This is a genomic window from Sphingopyxis sp. Geo48 (assembly GCF_949769155.1).
GTDB lineage: Bacteria > Pseudomonadota > Alphaproteobacteria > Sphingomonadales > Sphingomonadaceae > Sphingopyxis.
The window spans coordinates 463,026-484,339 of the sequence record NZ_CATKPA010000003.1; the positions used below are offsets into that span (position 1 = coordinate 463,026).

Annotated in this window: 19 protein-coding genes and 1 pseudogene; 9 read left to right on the forward strand and 11 right to left on the reverse strand. The window is 64.2% G+C overall.

What is annotated here, in order from left to right; translation table 11 throughout:
- Positions 1-20: 20 nt before the first annotated feature.
- Positions 21-1,463, reverse strand: coding sequence for an efflux transporter outer membrane subunit (locus QOL79_RS13815; RefSeq protein ID WP_283419967.1), 1,443 nt, complete (start codon positions 1,461-1,463; stop codon positions 21-23).
- A gap of 156 nt (positions 1,464-1,619) precedes the next feature.
- Between QOL79_RS13815 and QOL79_RS13820 the strand changes: the two genes are divergently transcribed.
- The 5 genes and pseudogenes from QOL79_RS13820 to QOL79_RS13840 all read left to right on the forward strand — a co-directional run bounded on the left by QOL79_RS13820 (position 1,620) and on the right by QOL79_RS13840 (position 5,641).
- A complete protein-coding gene (locus QOL79_RS13820; protein WP_282950397.1) occupies positions 1,620-2,561 on the forward strand; it encodes a LysR family transcriptional regulator in 942 nt (313 codons plus the stop codon).
- 78 nt (positions 2,562-2,639) lie between these two features.
- Positions 2,640-3,440 carry an SDR family NAD(P)-dependent oxidoreductase gene (locus QOL79_RS13825; protein ID WP_283419968.1) on the forward strand — a complete coding sequence of 267 codons (801 nt, stop codon included), beginning with the start codon at positions 2,640-2,642 and terminating at the stop codon, positions 3,438-3,440.
- Positions 3,441-3,610: 170 nt separating this feature from the next.
- Positions 3,611-4,009, forward strand: coding sequence for a hypothetical protein (locus QOL79_RS13830; RefSeq protein ID WP_283419969.1), 399 nt, complete (start codon positions 3,611-3,613; stop codon positions 4,007-4,009).
- Positions 4,010-4,284: 275 nt separating this feature from the next.
- Positions 4,285-4,893, forward strand: coding sequence for an outer membrane protein (locus tag QOL79_RS13835; protein ID WP_283419970.1), 609 nt, complete (start codon positions 4,285-4,287; stop codon positions 4,891-4,893).
- 122 nt (positions 4,894-5,015) lie between these two features.
- Positions 5,016-5,641 (forward strand): annotated as a pseudogene (locus QOL79_RS13840) (tyrosine-type recombinase/integrase).
- Positions 5,642-5,794: 153 nt separating this feature from the next.
- Here QOL79_RS13840 and QOL79_RS13845 read toward each other — a convergent pair.
- The 3 genes from QOL79_RS13845 to QOL79_RS13855 form a co-directional block, all read right to left on the reverse strand.
- Positions 5,795-6,292: a nuclear transport factor 2 family protein gene (locus QOL79_RS13845; RefSeq protein WP_282950392.1), complete on the reverse strand. Its 498-nt coding sequence runs from the start codon at positions 6,290-6,292 to the stop codon at positions 5,795-5,797.
- An 11-nt stretch (positions 6,293-6,303) separates the two neighbouring features.
- A complete protein-coding gene (locus tag QOL79_RS13850) occupies positions 6,304-6,705 on the reverse strand; it encodes a GlcG/HbpS family heme-binding protein (protein WP_283419971.1) in 402 nt (133 codons plus the stop codon).
- Between the two features lie 63 nt (positions 6,706-6,768).
- Entirely contained in the window at positions 6,769-7,581 is an 813-nt protein-coding gene (locus tag QOL79_RS13855; RefSeq protein WP_282950390.1) for an SDR family oxidoreductase, read from the reverse strand.
- A gap of 189 nt (positions 7,582-7,770) precedes the next feature.
- On the opposite strand from QOL79_RS13855, the gene QOL79_RS13860 reads away from it, so the two are divergent.
- Positions 7,771-8,685 (forward strand): helix-turn-helix transcriptional regulator, encoded by a 915-nt coding sequence (locus QOL79_RS13860; RefSeq protein WP_282950389.1) that lies wholly within the window; start codon positions 7,771-7,773, stop codon positions 8,683-8,685.
- A gap of 68 nt (positions 8,686-8,753) precedes the next feature.
- Here the strand turns inward: QOL79_RS13860 and QOL79_RS13865 are convergent, their stop codons facing one another.
- The 3 genes from QOL79_RS13865 to QOL79_RS13875 form a co-directional block, all read right to left on the reverse strand.
- Positions 8,754-9,596: an oxidoreductase gene (locus QOL79_RS13865; RefSeq protein WP_282950388.1), complete on the reverse strand. Its 843-nt coding sequence runs from the start codon at positions 9,594-9,596 to the stop codon at positions 8,754-8,756.
- Positions 9,597-10,087: 491 nt separating this feature from the next.
- Positions 10,088-11,374 (reverse strand): serine hydrolase domain-containing protein, encoded by a 1,287-nt coding sequence (locus QOL79_RS13870; protein WP_283419972.1) that lies wholly within the window; start codon positions 11,372-11,374, stop codon positions 10,088-10,090.
- A 551-nt stretch (positions 11,375-11,925) separates the two neighbouring features.
- Positions 11,926-12,840 (reverse strand): LysR family transcriptional regulator, encoded by a 915-nt coding sequence (locus QOL79_RS13875; RefSeq protein WP_283419973.1) that lies wholly within the window; start codon positions 12,838-12,840, stop codon positions 11,926-11,928.
- Positions 12,841-12,972: 132 nt separating this feature from the next.
- Between QOL79_RS13875 and QOL79_RS13880 the strand changes: the two genes are divergently transcribed.
- Both QOL79_RS13880 and QOL79_RS13885 read left to right on the forward strand, forming a co-directional pair.
- Positions 12,973-13,503 (forward strand): cupin domain-containing protein, encoded by a 531-nt coding sequence (locus QOL79_RS13880; RefSeq protein ID WP_204992314.1) that lies wholly within the window; start codon positions 12,973-12,975, stop codon positions 13,501-13,503.
- A gap of 10 nt (positions 13,504-13,513) precedes the next feature.
- Positions 13,514-14,869, forward strand: coding sequence for an MFS transporter (locus tag QOL79_RS13885; protein WP_283419974.1), 1,356 nt, complete (start codon positions 13,514-13,516; stop codon positions 14,867-14,869).
- A gap of 105 nt (positions 14,870-14,974) precedes the next feature.
- Here the strand turns inward: QOL79_RS13885 and QOL79_RS13890 are convergent, their stop codons facing one another.
- The 4 genes from QOL79_RS13890 to QOL79_RS13905 form a co-directional block, all read right to left on the reverse strand.
- Positions 14,975-15,166 carry a hypothetical protein gene (locus QOL79_RS13890; protein WP_283419975.1) on the reverse strand — a complete coding sequence of 64 codons (192 nt, stop codon included), beginning with the start codon at positions 15,164-15,166 and terminating at the stop codon, positions 14,975-14,977.
- A gap of 85 nt (positions 15,167-15,251) precedes the next feature.
- Entirely contained in the window at positions 15,252-15,560 is a 309-nt protein-coding gene (locus tag QOL79_RS13895; RefSeq protein ID WP_283419976.1) for an ArsR/SmtB family transcription factor, read from the reverse strand.
- Complete coding sequence (locus QOL79_RS13900; protein WP_283419977.1) at positions 15,557-18,775, reverse strand: efflux RND transporter permease subunit; 3,219 nt, start codon at positions 18,773-18,775, stop codon at positions 15,557-15,559. The genes QOL79_RS13895 and QOL79_RS13900 overlap by 4 nt, the downstream gene beginning before the upstream one ends.
- Positions 18,772-19,839: an efflux RND transporter periplasmic adaptor subunit gene (locus QOL79_RS13905; protein WP_283419978.1), complete on the reverse strand. Its 1,068-nt coding sequence runs from the start codon at positions 19,837-19,839 to the stop codon at positions 18,772-18,774. Before QOL79_RS13905 ends, QOL79_RS13900 begins: the two co-directional genes overlap by 4 nt.
- A gap of 187 nt (positions 19,840-20,026) precedes the next feature.
- On the opposite strand from QOL79_RS13905, the gene QOL79_RS13910 reads away from it, so the two are divergent.
- Positions 20,027-21,304, forward strand: coding sequence for an NAD(P)/FAD-dependent oxidoreductase (locus tag QOL79_RS13910; protein ID WP_283419979.1), 1,278 nt, complete (start codon positions 20,027-20,029; stop codon positions 21,302-21,304).
- The last annotated feature ends 10 nt before the right edge of the window (positions 21,305-21,314 follow it).

Sequence of the window (21,314 nt, forward strand, 5' to 3'; positions counted from 1 at the left end):
TGTCTCCTTGGATTTTGGGGTCATGCTGCTGCGAAACCGCCGCCGAGCGCGCGGATCAGCTGAACGTCGAGGGTGAAACTACGGGTTTGAAGCTCGGCAACCTTGAGGCGCGCTGCGACAACCGATTCTTCGGCGGTGAGCACATCGAGATAGGTGGAGAGGCCCTGCTTGTAGCGGAGCTGCGCAAGGCGCAGGGCGTCCTCGTAGCCGGCGAGCGCTTCGCGCGACGACGCGAGCCGTTGAACCAGCATCTTCTGACTCGTCACCGCATCGGCGGTTTCGCGCAGCGCCTGGACGACCTGCCGGTCGTAAAGCGCGACCGCCTCGTCATACTGGCCGCGGCGGCCGCGATACTGGCCCGAGAGCGCGCCGCCGTGGAAGATAGGCAGGCTGATCGCAGGGCCGAAGCTTCCGAAGTGCGAACCGTCGCGGAACAGATTGTCGACGCCGAACGACTGAAGTCCGGTCAGCGCCGACAGGCTGATGTTGGGATAGAAGGCCGCGCGCGCCTCCTTGGTCCGCTGGTCGGCCGCTTCGACCCGCGCCCGCGCGGCGGCGATGTCGGGACGGCGACCGAGAAGGTCGACCGACGCCGCGGCCGGAAGGCGCTGCGCCTGCAGCGCGGCGATCCGGGGACGGCCGATGGTCAGAGCACGATCGGGGCCGGCGCCGACCAGCGCAGCCAGCGCGTTCTTCGTCAGCGCGATCGCTTCGTCGGTGGCGGCCAGATCCGACCGGGTCTGGGGAATGCGCGCCTCCGCGAGCCGCAGCGCGCTGTCGTTGTCGAGGCCCGCGTCGACGCGCTGCTTGACGAGCTCCAGCGTCTGGGTGCGGATGTCGAGCGCCGATTCAAGGCTGTCGCGTTGCGCATGGAGCGCCGCCAGATCGGCATAGGTCGCGGCGATGCCTGTCGTCAGCGCGAGCCGCGCTTCGTCGAGTTCGAGTTCGGCCGCGGTCGCATCGAGGCGCGCGGCGCGCATCGCGGCGCGATTCTTGCCCCACAGGTCGAGGTCGAGAGTCATCCCGATCCCGATGCTGCCATTGTCGTTCCACCCATCGGGGGTCGCGGCCGCGGGCATCGTGCCGTTCTGGCTGAGCTTCGATGCATCGACCGACCCGAAGGCGTCGATGGTCGGCTTCAGCGCGGCGCCAGCGGCCTGGGCATAGCCCTGTGCGGTCCGCATGCGCGCCGCGGCGGCGGCGAGGTCGGGCGATCCCGCCAGCGCTTCGTCGATGAGGCCCGAAAGCGGCGGGTCGCGATAGTTTTGCCACCAGCCGTCGGCAGGCCATTCGGCGCTTTCGCCGGCCAGCACCGTCGCCGACGCATAGTCGCTGACCGCGCGCGGTTCGGGCTTGTCGCCCAGATTGGGGATGGACGCGCAAGCGCCCGTGAAGAGGAGGGGGAGCAGCAATGCGGCGCGGCCAAACCGCGCGGCGCTGTGCTGGACTTTGGGAGAGGCCATGCTGATCTGTCCTGGGCTGTTGAATAGGAAGCGGATGTCGGCAGCCGCGGCCCGGGGGGACATCCAGCGGCTGCCGACGAGGGCCAAATGCACATGTCCTGATACTTCATCAACAAGGGTTGAGTTCAATCAGCATGTCCTGTAGGTGCATGATCGATGGATACGCTGCTAAGTCTTCGGGTGTTCTGCACCGTCGTCGAATTGAAGAGCTTCACCGCCGCCGCCGATCGGCACGACATGTCGCCGACGATGGCGAGCAAGCATGTCCGCGCGCTCGAAAACCGCCTCGGGACGCGCTTGCTGAACCGCACCAGCCGCCACGTCAGCCTGACCGAGACCGGCGCGCTCTATTTCAATCAGGCAAAGCAAACGCTCGAATCGCTTGACGAGGTCGAGGCGGCGGTCGGCAACACCACCGTTGTTCCGAAGGGCACGTTAAGGCTGGCGGTGCCGCGATGGTTCGACAACGCCCGCTTTTCAGCGATGCTCGCCGAATTCGATTCGCTCTATCCCGACGTCCGTTTCGACATCGACCTGAGCGGCAGAGTTGTGAATCTGGTGGAGGAAGGGTTCGACCTCTTGCTCCGCGCTACCGTTCCGGGGTTGCTCGATCCGGGCCTCATTGCCCGTCCAATCGTCGACATGCCCTTTCCGCTTGTGGCCTCGCCCGCCTATCTCGACCGGATCGGGCGTGCGGACAAACTGACCGATCTCAACGGCGCACGGCTGCTTCTGTGCAAGGGCATGCATATCGGCGCGACGGTTCCGTTCGAGGGACCCTCTGGCCGCGAGGTCGTCAAGTTCCAGACCGGGCTCGAATGCGGGAGCGAAACGCTTGCCCGTTTGCTCGCCCTCGATGGCATGGGCATGGCGATATTGCCCGACCTTATCGTCGAGGAGGATGTCATCGCAGGCCGTCTGGAAGTCGTGCTTCCGGGGATCGCCCAGATCGCGACCAAGATTTACGCAGTCTATCCAAGCCGCAAATTTCTATCGGCAAAGGTTCGCACCTTCATCGACGTTTTCGTCGCGCGCGTTGCGCAGATCACCCGCGAGCGTGAAGCGCGCTTTCGCGCACTGCCAGGACACAAACCATGAACCGGCGACCCGTTGATCGCCGGTAAGCCGCTATGACATTTGCCACCCTCTTCCGATTTCTCTTTGAGGGTTGCTCGCATGACATACCGGGATTTCCCGTTTCAGGCCGTTCGCGCCGATGAAGACCGCCCGCCGGTCCTGCAGGGCCAGACCGCGATCATCACCGCGGCGGGCTCGGGGATCGGGCGCGCTGTCGCCATGCTGTTCGCGCAGGAAGGCGCCAACGTCGTTGTCGCCGATCACGATGGCAACGGCGCCGAAGAGACCGTCGCGGCGATCGAAGCGGCGAACGGCCGGGCCTGTTTTTTTCCCGGCGACGCGGCGGACCCCCAATATCATGTCGGCCTGGCCGCGTTCGCCAAGCATCGTTACGGTTGGCTCGACATGGCCGTCAATGGCGTCGCCGTCCGTGCGCCGTCGACACCGCTCGCGGCTATCTCGCTCGCGACGTGGGATGCGATGACCGCGAACAATATCTCAGGCACCTTCTATGCGATGCGCGCTCAGATTCCCGTGATGCTCGAATCGGGCGGCGGGGTGATCGTCAATGTGGCAAGCGTCCCTGCGACCGGCGTCGCAGTGGGATCGGGCATCCGCAGGGCGACGATCGAAGGTCTGGTCGCGCTTACCAAAGCGATCGCGACCGAATATGGTGCGCAGGGCATTCGCGCCAACGCCATCGTCCCGAGCCGCGCCGACGCCCCGCGCGGCAACGCCGGGGTATCGAAGGCGCGAAAGCAGGACGGTCGCGGCGCGCCGATCGATCGGCTCGACGCCGTCCGCGAAGTCGCCGAAACCGCCCTGTTCCTCGCCAGTTCGAAATCGACCTTCATCAATGGAACCTGTGTACCGCTGAACGATGGAATGGGGGCGCGATAGGACCGCATGATGCGCGCTGCCCGACTTTGCGGCGACGAGACCGCGCGATCATGAACTGTGGCGCCATGATCCCTGAACCCGGCGACGGTTGATCGATCCATCCGGCGATGCGAATGCCGGAACGCGTCGCGGTCCGCATCGAAATTGGATCGCCCTTCGGAAAGCAGTCAATGTCCACGATTATAGAGCACACGCCCCGCGCGGCCGGTTGCGCTGCCAGATCGTGCAACCGTCGCTCGGTATGCGCAGCCGGCGGGTCGCTCACCGGTACCGATTGGGAAATCGTCGAAATGGCGGCGTGGGACGGCCCGCGGAGTCTGAAACCCAAGGGACTTCTGGCGCGCATCGAAAGGGTCCTATTCGGCGATGTTGCGCTTCCGTTGGCGAATGCGCGGCTTGAATCGCTGCGGCGTTTTTCGGTGAAGGCATGGTATTGGAACCAGCTCGGCGAACGCGACATTGCCGCCGCGCTGGACGCAGGCCTCTCGCCAAGCGACGTTCGCCAAATCCTCGATCATGTCGCGAGCCGCCGCGGCTTCTTGCCTCGGATAAGGAACTGGCCCCCCTGACCGGCTCGGCGCGTGACATCCCTCATTCGCGCCGGCCACCCCATCCACCATTTCCTCCGGCGGCATTGATCGCCACGAACCTGACCCCCAGCAGTTCGCCATTCCGGCGCGCGGCAGGGGGTCGGGATTTGCGCGTACAGGCTGTGCGAAAATCATGCACCATGAAGACATGATGCTTGAACAAGCGCGCGGTTGATGAACTCAAGAGAAACTCTCATCTGCCGCTCACCAGCTCCGCTGTGGAGCGGGATGATCAAGCATCAGGAGCTTATAGAATGCAGATCCTCAAGACCGTGGTCGCGTCCGCCATCATCGCTGCCGGCACCGCCGGCACGGCATCGGCACAGGAATTCGAAGGGCCGTACGTCGGTGCCCAGGCCGGATGGAGCGGCGACGATGTGCGGAATCCCGAAATGCCGCAAGGCGTGATCGCGATCGACGACAAGCAGCAGGCGCTAACCGGCGGCATTTACGCGGGCTATGATCGCCGCCTGGGTGACCGTATCGTCGTCGGCGCCGAGGGCAGCTTCGACCTCACCAACGACGACAAGTTCCGCGGCACGAGCGCCAGCGGCGCCTATCTGATCGACCCGAAATACTCGTTCGACCTGACCGCGCGCGCGGGCTATCTCGTCCAGCCCGAAACGCTCGTCTATGTTCGCGGCGGCTACAGCAATGCGCGCGTCACGACGCGGATCACCGATCTTGCGGGCACGACGAGCGAAGCCGAGAACCGCGACGGCTGGGTGATTGGCGGCGGGGTCGAGCGCCAGCTCGTCAACCACGTTTCCGCGCGCCTCGAATATCGCTATTCGGACCTCAGCGAAGGCGACGGCAAATATGACCGCCATCGTGTCCTCGCGGGCCTGACCTACCGATTCTGATCCCATTTGGTCGTGTTGGGCGGGACGGTCGGTATTCGCCCGCCCTGTCCAACCATCCCCTAGAGGCCTTTGTCCAACCTGGGCGTTGCCGGTTTGGCCATGTTGGCCTCAGGAGAACGATCATGGGAAGGTCAGAATTTGACTATTCGATATCACGTCCGGCGTGGAATGCCGGCAGGAAGGTTGGATCAAAGCGCCCACTGAAGCCACGTCAGATTTGGGCCATTCGCTTTCATCTCGATCGCGAGCACCGACTTCGAGACTGGGCGCTGTTCGATCTTGCGATCGACAGCAAACTGCGGGGCTGTGATCTGGTGAAGATCAAGATCGGCGATCTGGTGACGGGCGGAGAATTGCGAACGCGGGCAATTGTAATTCAGCAGAAGACGGGTCGACCAGTTCAGTTCGAAATCATGTCGGATGCTCGCGGAAGCCTCCTTGCCTGGCTCGAACGTCGCGGTGGATCGATCGAGGACTATGCGTTCCCAAGCCGCATCGATCACTCAGCGCACATGAGCACGCGGCAATATGTCTCGTTGATGAGTGGGTCACGGCGGTCGGCCTACGAAGCGAAGACTATGGGACTCACTCGCTTCGGAGAACGAAGGCGTCGATTATCTACAAGGCGACTGGCAATTTGCGCGCTGTTCAAATTCTTCTGGGGCACACCAAAATCGAAAATACGGTGCGATACCTCGGCGTTGATGTGGAAGATGCCCTGACGTTGGCGGAAGGCATCGAAATCTAACGATCAATTCTCGACATCCTAGAGAGCGAGCGCTCCGGATTGCCGCGGAACGTCCGCTCTCTCTATTTGGCCGCCAAAAGCTGCCAGTCAGCTAGCGGCCAATCTCCTTTGCGACGGACAGCATGAATCGCTGTCCGTCGCTCGGGAGCAGACTCATTTTGGAGCCGGCGTGACCCGCGTCCACAGATCGTCGAAGGCGTGGGCGTCGAAGAATGCGAAGGCCCGCACGATCCGCCCATCTTTCAGCGTCAGAATCCACGCATAGCTGTTGACGTAGGGCTGTCCGTCGCGCGCGGTTCCGGCAGCGTCGAAATGTGCGACCACCGTGTCACCATCAACATAGAGCGCATGAACGCGGGGGATCAGCCGTTCCTTCATCCGCGCGTTGAACGGCCGGATGACCTCGCTCATAAACGCTTCCTTCGTGGGATAGGTCTTGCTCGCGAGCGAGTTGCCTGAAATCGTCCAGACCGCGTCCTCGGCGAGCAGGTCATAAGGACCGCCGGTCCCTGCCGCCCAGGCATCCATCGAACGGGCTATCGTTGCGCGGATGGCATCGACGTCGTTCGTCTGCGCTGCAGCTTTCGCCGTCATCGCCACGGCTGCAAGCGCGATAGCGAAGCGGCCGACATTCCTGATCCAGTTGGTCATCGTCTCTCTCCTCAATCGAGCGCCGCAACGGCGGCGGTTGCCACTTCAAAATCCTGATCGACCATGCCGCCCGACACGCCGATCGCGCCGATCAGCTTGCCGTTCGTGTCCTTCACCGGCACGCCGCCGGCAAAGACAATCAGCCCGCCGTTGGTGCGATCGAAGCCGGGCGAGGTGACGCCAGGCTTGACGAAGTCGTAGAGTGCTTCGGTGTTGAAGCCGAAAAGCGCAGCGGTGCGCGCCTTGTTCAGCGCGATGTCGGCTGAACCCAAAAACGCGCCGTCCATGCGAAGGAAGGCTTTGAGGTTCGCGCCGTCGTCATAGACGGCGATGTTCATCGGCACCCCGATCGCGTCAGCCGCCTTGCGGGCGGCGGCGATTGCGGTGTCGGCCTGTTCCTGGGTAACGCTCATGTCAAAATCCTTTCAGGAAAGATTCGGCCGCGGCAGTGGAAGGCCGCGGCCGACAGGTCGGGGTCAGATCCGGTTCTCCCAGGCGTCAAGCTGGTGCTGCTTCAGCATGTCCTCGATCGCCTTCGGCATCACGTTGCGGAACTTGCCTTCGTCGGCGGGAACGACCTCGATCATGCGATCGATCATTTCCTGCGCGTCCATCTTGCCTTCGGGCGTGGCGAAGAAATCGTCGAAGCCCTTGCGCAGATCGGCGCGCTTGGTGAAATTCACGCTGTCGTCGAGCCAGCGGAACGGATTGTCCGCCATCGTTTCGTTATAGCCGGTGTAATAGGCACCGGGGTTGATCGTCTGGACCTTGACGCCGTAGGCGGCGAGTTCCTGCTGGAGCGCTTCGGCGACCGATTCCAGCGCGTGCTTGGTCGACACATAGGTGCCCCAGTTCGCCGGGGTGAACAGTCCGCCCATCGACGAGGTAAACACGACCTTCTTGCCTTCGGCGGTTCCTTCGCGGACCCAGCGCTGGACGATGCCCTGCGTCAGCTCGAGCGGCAGGAAAACATTGACCTCGAAATTCTTGCGGACCAGGTCGAGCGGGATTTCCCAGACGGGGCCGGCTTCACCCATGCCGGCGTTGTTCCACAGGATGTCGATGTCCCACTTCTGGGCCTGACGAATATCGTAGGGATCGGTCAGATCGAGGCGTTCGACGCGGATCTTTTCGCTGAGACCCAGCGCCGCGACTTCTTCGCGCAGCGGGGTGACCTGCGACGAAACCTGCACGGTCGCGATGATGTTGTGGCCGTTGCGCGCCATGCCGATCGCGGCGCCTTTGCCGAAGCCGCCAGCGGTACCGGTGATGAGGATGGTCTTGCTCATGTCTAATCTCCTTTGGCTTTCACCTGTCGGCGCGGGAGTGCGTCCGATGGGTCGGAGATAGATCGTCGGCTGGCGCTGCGCCGTTCGCGGCTTGCGGCGATTGTTCCGAAATTGCGATCACGATGCCTTCGTGGCAGGATTTGGCCGCTTATCGATTCGTCGGGCTGCTTTCGGAGGGGTTCGGGCAGAATGAACGCAACGCTTGCCGAACCTGTGATGAAGGAATCCGAGGGTTCGCTCGCGGGGATGGCACGCATCCTCGACCGGCCGCCGGTGACCATGTCGGACGGACTACGCGGCGATACCTTGCTGACCGGCCGCTGGCAGCATGGGCCGGTCCACGACACGCTCGCCGCCCTCCCGACGCATGTCATCGTCGCGCATCACGGCGGCGACGGCGACATGGCACTGCGCGCTTCAGGGGGAATCAATATCCGCGCCCGGTCGCGCGTCGGTACAATGGTGATCATTCCGCGAGGGCAGGACGGGCGCTGGGACATCGCAGGCAAGTCCGACGTCAGCCATGTCTATCTCACCCATAACCGGCTGGAATCGACGGTTGAGGAGCTCACAAACGGACGCGATTTCGACCTGCTCCACCGCGTCGCTTTCGAGGATCCGACGGTCGTCAATCTCGTCACGATGCTCAGTAACGAGGCGGCATCCGGCGAGAGAAGCTCGCGCCTTTTCGTTGAACAGGCCATCGACCTGCTCTGCACCCAGCTGGTGCGCGGCCATTCGACCTTTGGCGCGCTGGCCGATCCCGCCGCGCGGCGCGGCGGGCTGGCCGACTGGCAGGTCAAGCGCGTCACCACCTATATGCGCAGCAGGATGGAGGAAGAGATCGGCCTCGACGAGCTCGCTGCGCTTGTTCATCTGAGCCGCTTTCACTTTTGCACCGCCTTCAAGAAGGCGACGGGCCGCAATCCGCATGAAACGCTGACGATGATGCGCATTGCGCGCGCCAAGGAGATGCTCGCAGACCCCGATATGCCGGTGACCGAAATCGGACTCTGCGTCGGCTACCAGACACCCTCTTCCTTCGCGGCAAGCTTCCGCAAGATAGTGGGCATGAGCCCCAGCGAGTTCCGGCGGCGGTTGTAGAGAACGCAATTGCGCCGCTCTCGAGGGAGGAGAGCGGCGCAGCGCTGGACCCGGCAAGAATGATTCGATCAGGTCCGTTCGGCCGCCGCGAAATCGGTCGACACCGAAATTGGGCGCCACTTTGCGACGATCTCTGCGTCCGCCACATGTTTGGCCTCGATCGCCGCGACCGTGTCGCTGCCGAGCGGCAGGCGAACCGGCGGGTTCGCGGCGTCGGCGAAATCGACGAGCACCTGCGCCAGCTTGTCGGGATCGCCCGGCTGACCGTGGTTCAGGTCAGCAGCGACCTGCCGGACGCGCCCGGCAGTTTCGGCATAATCCTCGATCTCGCCGCCGCTGACCGTGAGCGAGGTCGCATCGAGGAAATCGGTCCGGAAATAGCCGGGCTCGACCACCGTCACATGTACGCCAAGTGGCGCAAGTTCGGCGTGGAGCGCTTCGGACAAACCCTCGACCGCGAACTTGGTCGACGAGTAGACGCCGAAGCCCGCCGCGCCGCGATAGCCGCCAATCGAGGAAATGTTGAGGATACGCCCCGACCGCTGCGCGCGCATTGTTGGCAGAGCCGCTCGCGTGACGTTGAGCAGGCCGAAAACATTGGTGCGATAGACGCGCTCGACATCCTCCGCGCTGGCTTCCTCGACCGCGCCGAGGAGCCCGAAGCCGGCATTGTTGAGCAACACGTCGATCGACCCAAAGGCTTCGACAGCCGCGATGACCGCCGCATTCGCCTGCGCCTCATCGGTTACGTCGAGCGGAAGCGCAAGCAACCGTTCGCGGTTGCCAAGCGCCTCGATCACGGCGTCGGCGCGGCGCGCGGTCGCGACAACATTGTCGCCCTGCTCGAGAGCGAGTTTGGCGATCCGAAGGCCGAAGCCGCGCGACGCGCCGGTGATGAACCAGGTTTTCATGTTTGTAACTCCTCTGCTGATATTGACAGAGGGTTGCTACGCCGTTGTCACAGCGAGCGCCGTTCGCGCCTTGCGGCGACTGTTCCAAAATTGCGATCCTATTGAGCTCCAAATTATGCTTTTGAAAGCATGTCCGCTTTCTTGGATAGCGGCCCTCAAAGCCGACCGACGGCAATCGGCCAATAGTTCAGGTCGTCGCTACGGCATGTCGAAGGTCGGGCGCGGTCGCCGATATTACGTTCGTCCAAACGGTTGATGGCATGGCGCCAAAAAAGACGCCCGCGCGATCGAAACCGTGCGGGCGTCAGATGAAGATCTCTGTGTTCCTGAAAGGAAGAGCTCTCCTGGGTCGCACGACGCGGATAGCGTCGCGGGCCGACCGATAATTGTACGGCAGCGCCAAAAGATGCCCCCAAGCTCAAACCGACGCCGGCTTGCGTCTTTTTTCAGCCAGGCACTGGGGGGCGCCCAATCGGCATATATTACGTTGTTCAATCTGTTCGCTCGGCGATGTTAGAGCCGCCCCCGAAGCTGAGCTTGACCGCGCTGGCGCGCGGTTCGGACGGTGACAGCGCTTCGATGGTCATGACGCTGTCAGGTGAGAAGAGCTTGCCGTCCGTCTCGGGCAGCAAGCTGCGTCCGACATGGCCTTCGCGCGCCCACACCAACTCACCGTCCGAATTACGTGTGATGCTGAAGCGCTCAGCGGGAAAGTCCCGGAGGCGGTAGGTGCCGACGAACCGCTCGATGATCGGGCCGGAAAGGGGCAGCGCTGCGCGGGCGGGAAGTTTGTTGGCGGCGGGCCAGCGATAGACGTCGCTGATCGCGCGCACGACCTCGTTGATGAGCCAGCCGCCGTCATAGCCGTTGGTCATGACGACCGCGCCTTGGCAGCTGTCCGGATAGATGATGAACATCGAGGTAAAGCCGACATTCTTCCCGGTATGACTGATCTGGCGCGCACCGTCGGTGGGGCCGAGGTCCACGCCCAAACCCCAATTGCCGGGTCCGCGCGTCATGAGCTGGGCCGCGGCATCCTTCCCAATGATCGCACCGGACTCGCCGCGCACCGAACGGGCGAGGCCGATCGCGAAGCGGCCGAGGTCGCTCGGTGTCGACCAAAGCCCGGCGGGCGCCATTTCAGGATAGACACGCCATTTGCCCGGCAGGGGCGAACCGTCATCACTCGTACCTTGAGCCGATGGAGTCCCATTGGCATCTGAAGGCGGCTGCTCGAAGCTGCTGCTCGCCATCGCGAGCGGTTCCAGCACGAACTCGTGCATCAGCGGCGCGAATTCTTTCCCCGTCACCTCGCCCATGAGTGCCTGGGTGACGATGTAGCCGCCGCCCGAATAATTCCAGCGGCTGCCGGGGTTGCTCTCGACGACGATGGCGGGCGTATTTGCCGGCGCTTCGCCGCGCAGGATCTGTGCCAGCGTCGGTCGAGGTTCGCCGGGGAGGTAGCCTTTCATTCCCTCGAGATTTGTGCCCGCCGTATGACTCAGCAACTGCCGAAGCGTGACGGGGCCGCGCGCCTTGTCGTAAGACCAGCCCTTCATCTGAAGCTGCACGTCTCCATCGAGCGAAAGCGTGCCGCGCTCGACCAGGCGTAACGCCCCAATCGCAGTGACGGATTTGCTGATTGAACCTGCCTGGAACCGTGTCTCGGGAGTAACCGGGGGCCCGTCCCACATCGTCGAGCCGAACCCCCGCGCATCGACGATGCGGCAATCCTCGATAACCGCGACGCTCAGCCCCGGGACGCGATAATGTGCCATGCGCGCGGCGAGCTCGAAGCGCCGGCTTTCGGCACCCTCGATCGTGACGGTGCGTCGAAGCGCGCGTTCGAACGGCAGAGGCGTGTTTTCCTCCGCCGATACAGCGGCAGCAGATGCGGCGACCGCCAGCGCGGCCAGGAGGCTCGTGGTTCTGTGGGCAATCTTTGTCAGAGACCAAGGGAAGGCGGGAATCGGTACAGCTGTTTTGGACATGGAAGATCCTTTGCGGTCGTTGCCGACCGCATTCGTGCGGAATTGAAAAGCGGGGAGTGAGCGCGCTGCTAGGGCGCGGCAAGCTTGCCGCGGAAGAAGGTTATGAGCGCGAAATTGAGCCCGGCAGGGAACGCCGTCTGGTCGAAGGTCGCCATCACCAAGGGCGCTAACAATCTGCTTTTCACAATGATGAGCGTCCCTCCCTGCGCCTGGCGATCGATCCAGTTACGAGCACCCCCGGTTCCGGGCGGTGCGGCCTCAATATCGCCTCCTCCGGAACGGCGGAAGCTGCATCATTTGCATTTGCTTCGTGCGTCCGACGCCATGTTCCGCTTCTCCTAGATCCCCGGCGTTCCGCGAAAGGCGGTTTCACAGGCTTGCCGGACCAGCTGGCGCAGCCAGCGGTGCGCGGCGTCGCCTTCCATGCGCGGGTGCCAGAGCAGCGATATCGTGAACGGCTCGGTCTCTACGGGCAGCGTGAACGTTGTCATCCCGCCTCGAAGACCCGCGGTGTGCCGCTCGGGAACCGTGGCGATAAGGTCCGATCCCTTGGCCAGCGCTAGTGCGGCGGCAAAGCCGTCGACGGTTGTGACGATCGTCCGCGCGAGGCCGAGGGTATCGAGCTTCCCGTCGATCCCGCCCAGATCGAGCCCTTGCCGTGTCACTAATACATGGCGACCTTCGGCATAGCGCTCGGCGGTCATGTTGCCCTTGGCCAGAGGATGCCCGGCGCGAACGACGCCGACATAGCGATCGACGAACAGCGACTGCGCGCGCACTTCGGGGCCGATCGCGCGTCCGACGACGCCCGTCTCGAGGTCGATGTCTCCCTCGCGAAGACCCGCGCTGTCCTTGTCCAGCTTGCGGATGAAGCGGATGCGAACATGCGGCGCTTCCTCGGCAACCTGCTGAATCAAGAGTGGGCCGATCGACTCGGCGAACCCGTCGCTCGTCCTGAGCACGAAGGTCCGGTCGAGGCGGTAGAGATCCACCGTGTCCGCGGGTCGCAGAACTGCGCGGGCATCCTCGACGAGCCGGTGGACTTCGTCGCGCATCGCTTCGGCGCGGGGCGTTGCGACCAGCCCGCGACCGGCGCGCACGAGAAGCGGGTCGCCGGTCACCGTCCTGAGGCGGGCGAGGGCACGGCTCATCGCGGAGGGGCTGAGGCCGAGCTTGCGTCCCGCGCCGGCAACACTGCCCTGCTGAAGCAGCGCGTCCAAGGTGAACAGCAGATTGAGATCGGGACCGCCCATAGGACCGGCTTTACCATAGGCTGTCTCTCGGACATAGCGTCAAGCGCAAAGATTGATTGCAAATGCTGCGTCTTCCGCCATGCCCTTGGCGGTCTATTTTCGGTCTCGACATCAACGAGACAGGAATTTGAGATGACCCAAACGGCCCTCGATCTTTTCGCTGGACGCGTTCGCGACAACTGGGGGCCGCTAACCTCCGGGCTGATTGCCGATTGCAGCGCGCGCCTGACCGAGCTGCTTCAGACGCCGCGGACCGAGGCGTGGCTCGCAGACCTGTGCCACGAACGTCCCGAGAGCCGCGAGCTCTTTCGCGATCCGGTGCATGGCTTCGTCCTGCTCGCGCACACCGAGGCCGACGGGCGCTATCGCGTTCCGCACGATCATGGGCAGAGCTGGGTCATCTATGGTGTCCTGCACGGTGAAATGGAGATGGGAACCTACGCGCGCGTCGATGAGCCGGGCAAAGGCGCGCGTCTAGTGAAGCGAGGATCGACGATCGTTCGGCCCGGGAATGTGCAGGTCTATCTTCCCGGCGATATCCACGACACGCTCTGCGTCAACGGGCCAGCGATCCAGTTCCGCTTTACGGCCCGCGATCTCCGCCACGATACCACCATGGTCCGCTACGCCGATGTCGGCGGGACCTGGGTTCCTGCGGCCTGAGGCCGTCATTGTGCCGACGATCTCCGTCCCGCCGGCCGGTATGCGCCGACGGGCTGCCATCGCCAGCGTGCTTGCGGCGATGGCGGCAGCGGTGCTCGATGCGTCCAGCATCAACATCGCGCTCCCTTCGATCGCGCGTGCGCTTGATGTCGAGCCATCGCTCGCGGCCTGGCTGGTGATCGCGTATCAGGGAGCGCTCGTCGCAGGCTTGTTGCCGCTCGCCGCGATCGGCGAGCGCTTCGGCTACCGTTCAACCTTTGTCGCCGGCTCCGCCTTGTTCGGCCTCAGCGCCGTGGCGTCCGCCATGGCTCCCAGCATCGTCTTGCTCGTCATCTTCCGAATCCTGCAGGGGATTGGTGCTGCGTCCATCATGGCGTTGGGCGTGGCGCTGCTTCGCCAGACCGTCGCTGAGGAAGAGTTTGGCAAGGCGATCGGCTGGAACGCGATGACGGTTGCACTCCTGTCTGCGGCGGGACCAACGATCGGCGCGTTATTGCTTGATCTGGGAAGCTGGCGTTTCGTGTTCGCTGGTAGCGTGCTTTTGGCGGGTGTGGCGCTGGTGGCCGCGCGCGGGCTGCCGTCCCATCGCCAAGAGCGCAAGCCGCTCGATGCCATCGGCATATTGGCTTACGCGGGGCTCGTTCCCGCTTTCGTGGTTGCGGCCGGGCTTGCCCGCTTATCGGTTCTTCTCGGTGCTTTGGTTTTGATGGCGGGCGTGACCGGCCTCGGGGTTTTTGTCCGGCGCGACATTCGGCGAGCGTCGCCATTTCTTCCGCTGACGCTCTTTCGGTCACCCAGCTTTACGCGATCGGTCCTCGCGTCGGTGGCCTGCTTTACGGCCCTGGGCCTGGCGCTGCTGATCCTGCCCTTCGCGTTGCACGACCGGCTCGGGCTAACGGCCCGTGCCACTGCCCTTATGATGACCCCGTGGCCGCTCGCGGTGTTTTTGACCACGCCGTTTACCGCTCGGCTTCTTGATCGCATTCATCCGGCGCGGCTGTGCGCCGTCGGAGCATTGGTGTTGGCGTGCGGGTTGGCGGCCTTGGCTGCGGCCCCGCTCGCCTTCAGCGTTCCGGTGTATATATCGGGCATTATCCTCTGCGGAATCGGGTTCGGGCTATTCCAGACCCCCAATAATCGCACGATGTTTCTTGCCGCGCCCGCTGACCGGGCCGCCTCGGCTGGAGGGGTTCAGGGGACTGCCAGGCTTTCGGGCCAAGTTACAGGGGCGCTGATTGCGTCGATTTTGCTTTCCGTCACTCCCGTCGGAGCAGCGGCTTCGATCGCTTTTGGTGTCGCTGCGCTTGCTGCCTTCGCGTCCGCGGGGATCAGCCAATCGAACGATAGGGCGAAGGTCAGCAATTGACCCTACCGGCTCCAGAAGCAGACTGACCGCAGACGGCCACTAGTTCAGCTAATATCGAATGGCGCTACGCCGCAATTGAAAGCGGAGGCGCCGTCTCGACCTCGATCACCGCGAACATTTCACATAGCTTTGCTCGGGCGCGAAGTCGCCGCCACCGCGCAGCAGGAAGGCCGTGTTTTCCGGAGAAGTGTCGATGGGAAGGCCGCGAATCTTGAATCCATGTCCCGTCGGCACGCGATCGCCAACTGTGTCGGCGGTGGCGGCCGGAGTCAAAAGGGTACGAGTCGCGGCTTTCATGGCCCGGATTTAGCAGGCGGGTCGGGAGCCCCTTATCAGGACTGTTACGTATGCGTGGTGAGCCTGGGCCGGATACCCTTGCCGGCTATGCTTCGCTGCATGCCTCGCATAGCGCTGCGATGATCCGCTGCATCTTCGGGTCCGCCAATGTGTAGTATCGCGTTTGTGCCTCGCCGCGCAGCGATACGATTCCCTGTTTCCGGAAGCGCGCCAGGTGCTGCGACACCGCCGACTGAGAAAGCCCTGAAATCTCGGTCAGTTCGCCGACCGATACCTCGCGCTCGTCCATCTGGCACAGCATCAGCAGACGCTCGGGGTTCGCGAGCAGCTTCAAATAACCCGCCATGTCATGCGCATCGCGCTTGAGGATCGAGAGGTCGGTCGGCTTTGTCATGGAGAGCGGCTTCCTTCGCGGCCATCGTCGCGCAGGACGATGTAGATCGCGGGAATAACCAGCACGGTCAGCAGTGTCGAGGAGGCAAGCCCGAACAGCAGCGAGATGGCGAGACCCTGGAAGATCGGGTCGGTCAGGATCGTCGCGGCGCCGATCATCGCCGCCGCCGCGGTCAGCACAATCGGCTTGAAGCGGATCATCCCGGCTTCGAGCAAGGTATCGCGCAGCGGCTTGTCGGGATTTTTCGCATGATTGATGAAATCGACGAGCAGTATCGAGTTGCGCACGATGATCCCGGCGAGTGCGATAAAGCCGATCATGGAGGTCGCGGTGAACGGCGCACCGAACAGCATATGCCCGAGCACGATGCCAACGAGCGTCAGCGGGATCGGCGTCAGGATGACGAGTGGAATCTTGAAGTTGCGGAACTGCCCGACGACGAGCACATAGATCGCGAGCAGCGCGACCATAAAGGCGGCACCCATGTCGCGGAAGGTCACCCAGGTAATCTCCCACTCGCCGTCCCACAGCAAAGTGGGCACCGCTTCATTCTCGGGCTGCCCGTTGAAACGGATGACGGGTTTTTCCATCCCGTGCGCCTTCCAGTCGAACGCCTCGATCGCATCGTCGACCGCGAAGATGCCATAGATCGGCGCCTCATAATCGCCCGCCAGCTCGGCGGTGACCATGTCGGCGGCGCGGCCGTTGCGGCGGAACAGCGCGGGCGAGCCGGCTTCCTTGCGCGCCTCGACGATCTCGCCCAGTTGCACGAGCCGGCCGCCCGGCCCCATGCTAGCGACCGGGGTCGCGGCGAGGCTGGCGCTCCACGTCCGCTGCGCCTGATCGAGCGCGACGCGGATCGGGAGCGGGTCGCGCCCCTGCCCCCGCGGCGCGTAGCCGACGGTCTGCCCGTCGAGCAGCACGCCGATGCTGTCGAGCAGCTGGCGCTCCGAAATGCCATAGGCGTCCATCCGCGCGCGGTCGGGAACAAGGCGCAGCCGCGGGCGCGGCACCCCGAAGCTGTTGTCGACATCGACAACATAGGGGATGGTGCGGAACAATTTCTCGACCTGCTCGGCGGTTCTGCGGCGGGTCGCCTCGTCGGGGCCGTAAATTTCTGCGAGCAGCGTCGCGAGCACCGGCGGCCCGGGTGGCGTTTCGACAACCTTGATCGATGCGCCCGGGGGCAGCAGCAGGGCCTTGTGAAGACGTTCGCGCAGGTCGAGCGCGATCGCGTGGCTCGACCGGTCGCGCTCGTCCTTGGGCGCCAGCGTTACCATCACATCGCCCATCTCGGGGCGGTTGCGCAGGAAATAATGGCGCACCAGCCCGTTGAAATTGAAGGGTGCCGAGGTGCCGGCATAGGCTTCCATCGATCGCGCTTCGGGCAATTGCCGCGCAATCGCCGCAGCGGCGTCGAGCGTTCGCCCGGTCGTTTCGAGCGACGTGCCTTCGGGCATGTCGAGGACGAGTTGCACCTCCGACTTGTTGTCGAAGGGCAGCAGCTTCACCGTCACCGCCTTGAAATAGAACATCGAGCAGGCAACGAGCGTCGCGACGCCGACCGCGATCAGGAAATGGCGCGCGCTCTTGCGGTCGCGGATCACATGCCGGGCGACGCGGCCGTAAAGCACTCCGAGCTTGCCGCCGGTCGCATGGTGGTCGTGGCCGTGCGCGAGCGTGTTCCGCGCAAACCGCACCATCAGCCACGGCGCGATGATCACCGCGACAAAAAAGGAAAAGAACATCGCCGCCGAAGCATTGATCGGGATCGGGGCCATATAGGGGCCCATCAGCCCGGAGACGAAGAGCATTGGCAGTAACGCCGCAACGACGGTCAGCGTCGCGATGATTGTCGGATTTCCGACCTCGGCGACGGCATCGACCGTGGCATCGATGCGGCTGCGGGCGTCGGCCATCGCCCAGTGGCGCGAGATATTCTCGATCATCACGATCGCGTCGTCGACGAGGATGCCGATCGAAAAGATGAGCGCGAACAGGCTGACGCGGTTGATCGTGAAGCCCATCAGGTTCGAGGCGAACATGGTGAGCAGGATCGTCGTCGGGATCACCACCGCGGTCACCGCCGCCTCGCGCCAACCGATCGCAAAGCCGATCAGGATGACGATCGACACCGTCGCCAGGCCGAGGTGGAAGATCAGCTCGTTCGCTTTTTCGTTGGCGGTCTCGCCATAGTTGCGCGTCACCGCGACATCGACCCCGGCGGGAATCAGTGTGCCGCGCAGCGCTTCGACCCGCGCGACGACAGCGTGCGAGACTTTCACGGCGTTGGCGCCCGAACGCTTGGCGACGGCGAGGCTGACCGCGGGCGCCATCGCCCAATGTCCGTCTTCGCCCTTCGCCCAGCGCCACGCGCGCGCCTGCTCCTCGGCCGGTCCCTGCGTCACCGTCGCGACGTCGCGCAGATAGACGGGGCTGCCGTTCGCCCCGCGCACGGTGATCGTCGCCAGCTCGGCGGCGCGGCGCACTTTCTGTCCCGCAACCACCGCCGTCGCCGCACCGCCTTCGCGCACCGTGCCGAGGGGAAAACTGCGGTTGGCCTGCGCTGCCGCGTCGATCAGCGCACCGAGCGAGACCCCATGCGCGGCGAGCTTCGCGGGGTCGGGCGTGACGCGAAGCTGTTCCTCCTGCCCGCCCGCGATGAAGGTCAGCCCGACATCGTCGACCTTCGCGACCTCGGTGCGCAGCCGGGTCGCGAGCGCGTGCAGCGCCTGTTCGGTCCATTCGCCGCGCGCGCCGAGTTTCGGCGACAGCGTGAGGACGACGATCGGCACGTCGCTGATCCCGCGCGCCGTCACCTGCGGCGGCTCGATGCCCGCCGGGATTCGGTGCATGTTCGCCGACAAGCGCTCGTTGATGCGCGTCGCGGCATCGTCGGGGTCCGAACCGACGAGGAAGCGCGCGGTCACCATCACCCCGTCATCCTCGGCCTGCGTATAGACATGTTCGACGCCGTCGACGCTTTTGACGATCGTCTCGAGCGGCTTGCCGACCAGTTCGACCGCATCGCTCGCCGACAGGCCGGGTGCGCCGACCATCAGGTCAACCATCGGCACGCTGATCTGCGGCTCTTCCTCGCGCGGGATCGTCAGAATCGCGAGCAGCCCGACAAGGATCGCCGCGAGTAGCATCAGCGGCGTCAGCGGGCTCTGGATCGTCGCGCGCGTCAGCCGCCCGGAGATGCCGAGGCTCATGGGCGCGCACCGGTCGACGGTGCGATCAGCGTATCGCCCGTGGCGGCGCCCGAGAGGATTTCGACGCGTGCCGGGTCGTCCGACGGCGCGATCTGGACCGGCACGCGCGACGCCGAATCCTTGCCGACGCGGATCGTTACATAATCGATGCCATAGCTGGTTTCGACGAAGCGTCTCGGGACGACGAGCGCCTGCCGCTCGCCGGTCGCGACCCGCGCGGTGATCCGGCGGCCGACCATATTGCTCGCAAGCCCCGGCATTTGGACGTCCGCGGCCATCTGCCCACCGGTCACCGAGGGATAGACGCGGCTGACGGTCGCGCGCGGGGTAACGTCCTTTGCACCCTCTGTCAGGCCCGTCGCCAGGACCGAACTTCCGACGCGCACCTTGCCCGCCAATGTTTCGGGAAGTTCGAGTCGCAACACCATCGGCCCCGAGGTGATCGTCGCGATCGATGTGCCGGCCGCGACTGCGGAGCCCGCAGGAACCTGCGCCGTCAGGACGCGCCCTGCCGAGGGAGCGACGACCGCGCCCTGTCCCGCAACCGCGCCGACCGCCGATTGCTGCGCCTTCGCCGCGTTGACCTGCGCCCGCGCGGCGCGCGCCGCGGCCTCGGCCTGATCGAGCCGCGCCTGGGTATAGACGCCGTTGGCGTGGAGATATTTGACGCGTGCCAGTTCGGCCTCTGCCTGCGCGACCTGCGCCTGCGCCGCGGCCGCCTGCGCGCCATAAGCAGCGCCTTCGTAGCCGAGCCTGCTGTCGACGACGCGGCCGATCACTTGTCCCTTGCGGACAAGATCGCCCTCGCGGATGGTCAGGCTTTCGAGGATGCCGGGGATGCGCGCGCGCGCATCGGCCATGTCTACGCTCGTCACCAGCGCGCCGACGTCCTTCCACTCGGTGACCGTCGAAGGCCGAAGGACCAGCGTTTCGCCCTTTGTCTCCACCGCTCGCTCGGCTGGCGGCGGCGCGTTGCCGCCGCACGCCGAAAGCATCAGTGCGAGAGCCGCGAGGCCGGGTGCGGATATTCCCCTATATCGCGGACGGCGGAATGGGCTCAGCATGGCGAAACTCCTCGATTGATCGGCATCCTAGGAGCGGCCGGTAGTTTCAGATATTGCTAATATTACGTATATTGCATATTAGGAAAATCTAATATGGACGTCAATCGAGACTGGCAGGCATAGTCCCGCCTGCCGCTTGGGTGTCGAACCCGAGGGAGTGCTGCCCTGCGGAGCAAGGAGAAAGCGAATGTCGCTTCCGAAGATCGTTGTCTTGGGCGCCGGGCTCGGCGGGACGATCGCGTCCTATGAGATACGCGATGCCGTGAAGGACAAGGCCGAAGTCATGGTCGTCTGCGACCAGGAAAATTACTGGTTTGTGCCGTCCAACCCATGGGTCGCGGTGCGCTGGCGCGAGCCCGAGGCGATTCGCGTCCACCTGCCTCCCGTCATGAAACGCAAGGGCATCGGTTTCACCGCGGTCGGCGCCAGGCGCGTCCACCCCGCCGAAAGCCGGATCGAACTCAATGACGGGTCGTTCGTCGATTATGACTATCTCGTCATTGCAACAGGGCCGAAGCTCGCCTTCGACGAGATCGAAGGCTTCGGTCCCGAGGCGAATACCGTCTCGATCTGTACGACCGATCATGCCGCTGCCGCTGCCAAGGCCTTCGACCGCTTCTGCGAGAACCCCAGCCCGATCGTCGTCGGCGCGGCGCAGGGCGCTTCCTGCTATGGCCCGGCCTATGAATTCGCGCTGATCCTCGACACCGAGCTCAGGCGCCGCAAGATCCGCGACCGGGTGCCGATGACCTTCGTCACCGCCGAGCCCTATATCGGCCACCTCGGGCTCGACGGCGTCGGCGATACCAAGGGCCTGCTCGAAAGCGAGCTGCGCGATCGCCACATCAAATGGATCACCAATGCGCGCGTCGCGAAATTCGAGCCCGGCATGGCGCATGTCGAGGAAGTCGCAGCGGACGGCAGCGTCAAGGCGAGCCATGATCTGGCCTTCGGCTATGCCATGCTGCTGCCCGCCTTTCGCGGCGTCGATGCGGTGTTCGGGATCGACGGGCTGACCAACCCGCGGGGTTTCATCCTCGCCGACAAGCATCAGCGCAATCCGACCTTCATCAACATCTATTCGCTCGGCGTCTGCGTCGCGATACCGCCGGTCGGCCCTACGCCGGTGCCCGTCGGAGTGCCGAAGACAGGCTTCATGATCGAATCGATGGTCGCCGCGATCGCGGAGAATCTGAAGCTCGAACTCGCGGGGCAGCCGCCGCTGCACGAGGCGACGTGGAACGCTGTCTGCCTCGCCGATTTCGGCGACGGCGGCGTCGCCTTCGTCGCGCAGCCGCAAATCCCGCCGCGTAACCTCAATTGGTCGGCGTCGGGCAAATGGGTCCATCTCGCGAAGATCGGCTTCGAGAAATATTTCCTGCGCAAGGTCCGCAAGGGCGAGAGCGAGCCTTTCTACGAAAGGCTGGCGATGCACGCGCTGGGAATCCGCAAGCTCCGCTTCTGACGAAAGGAAA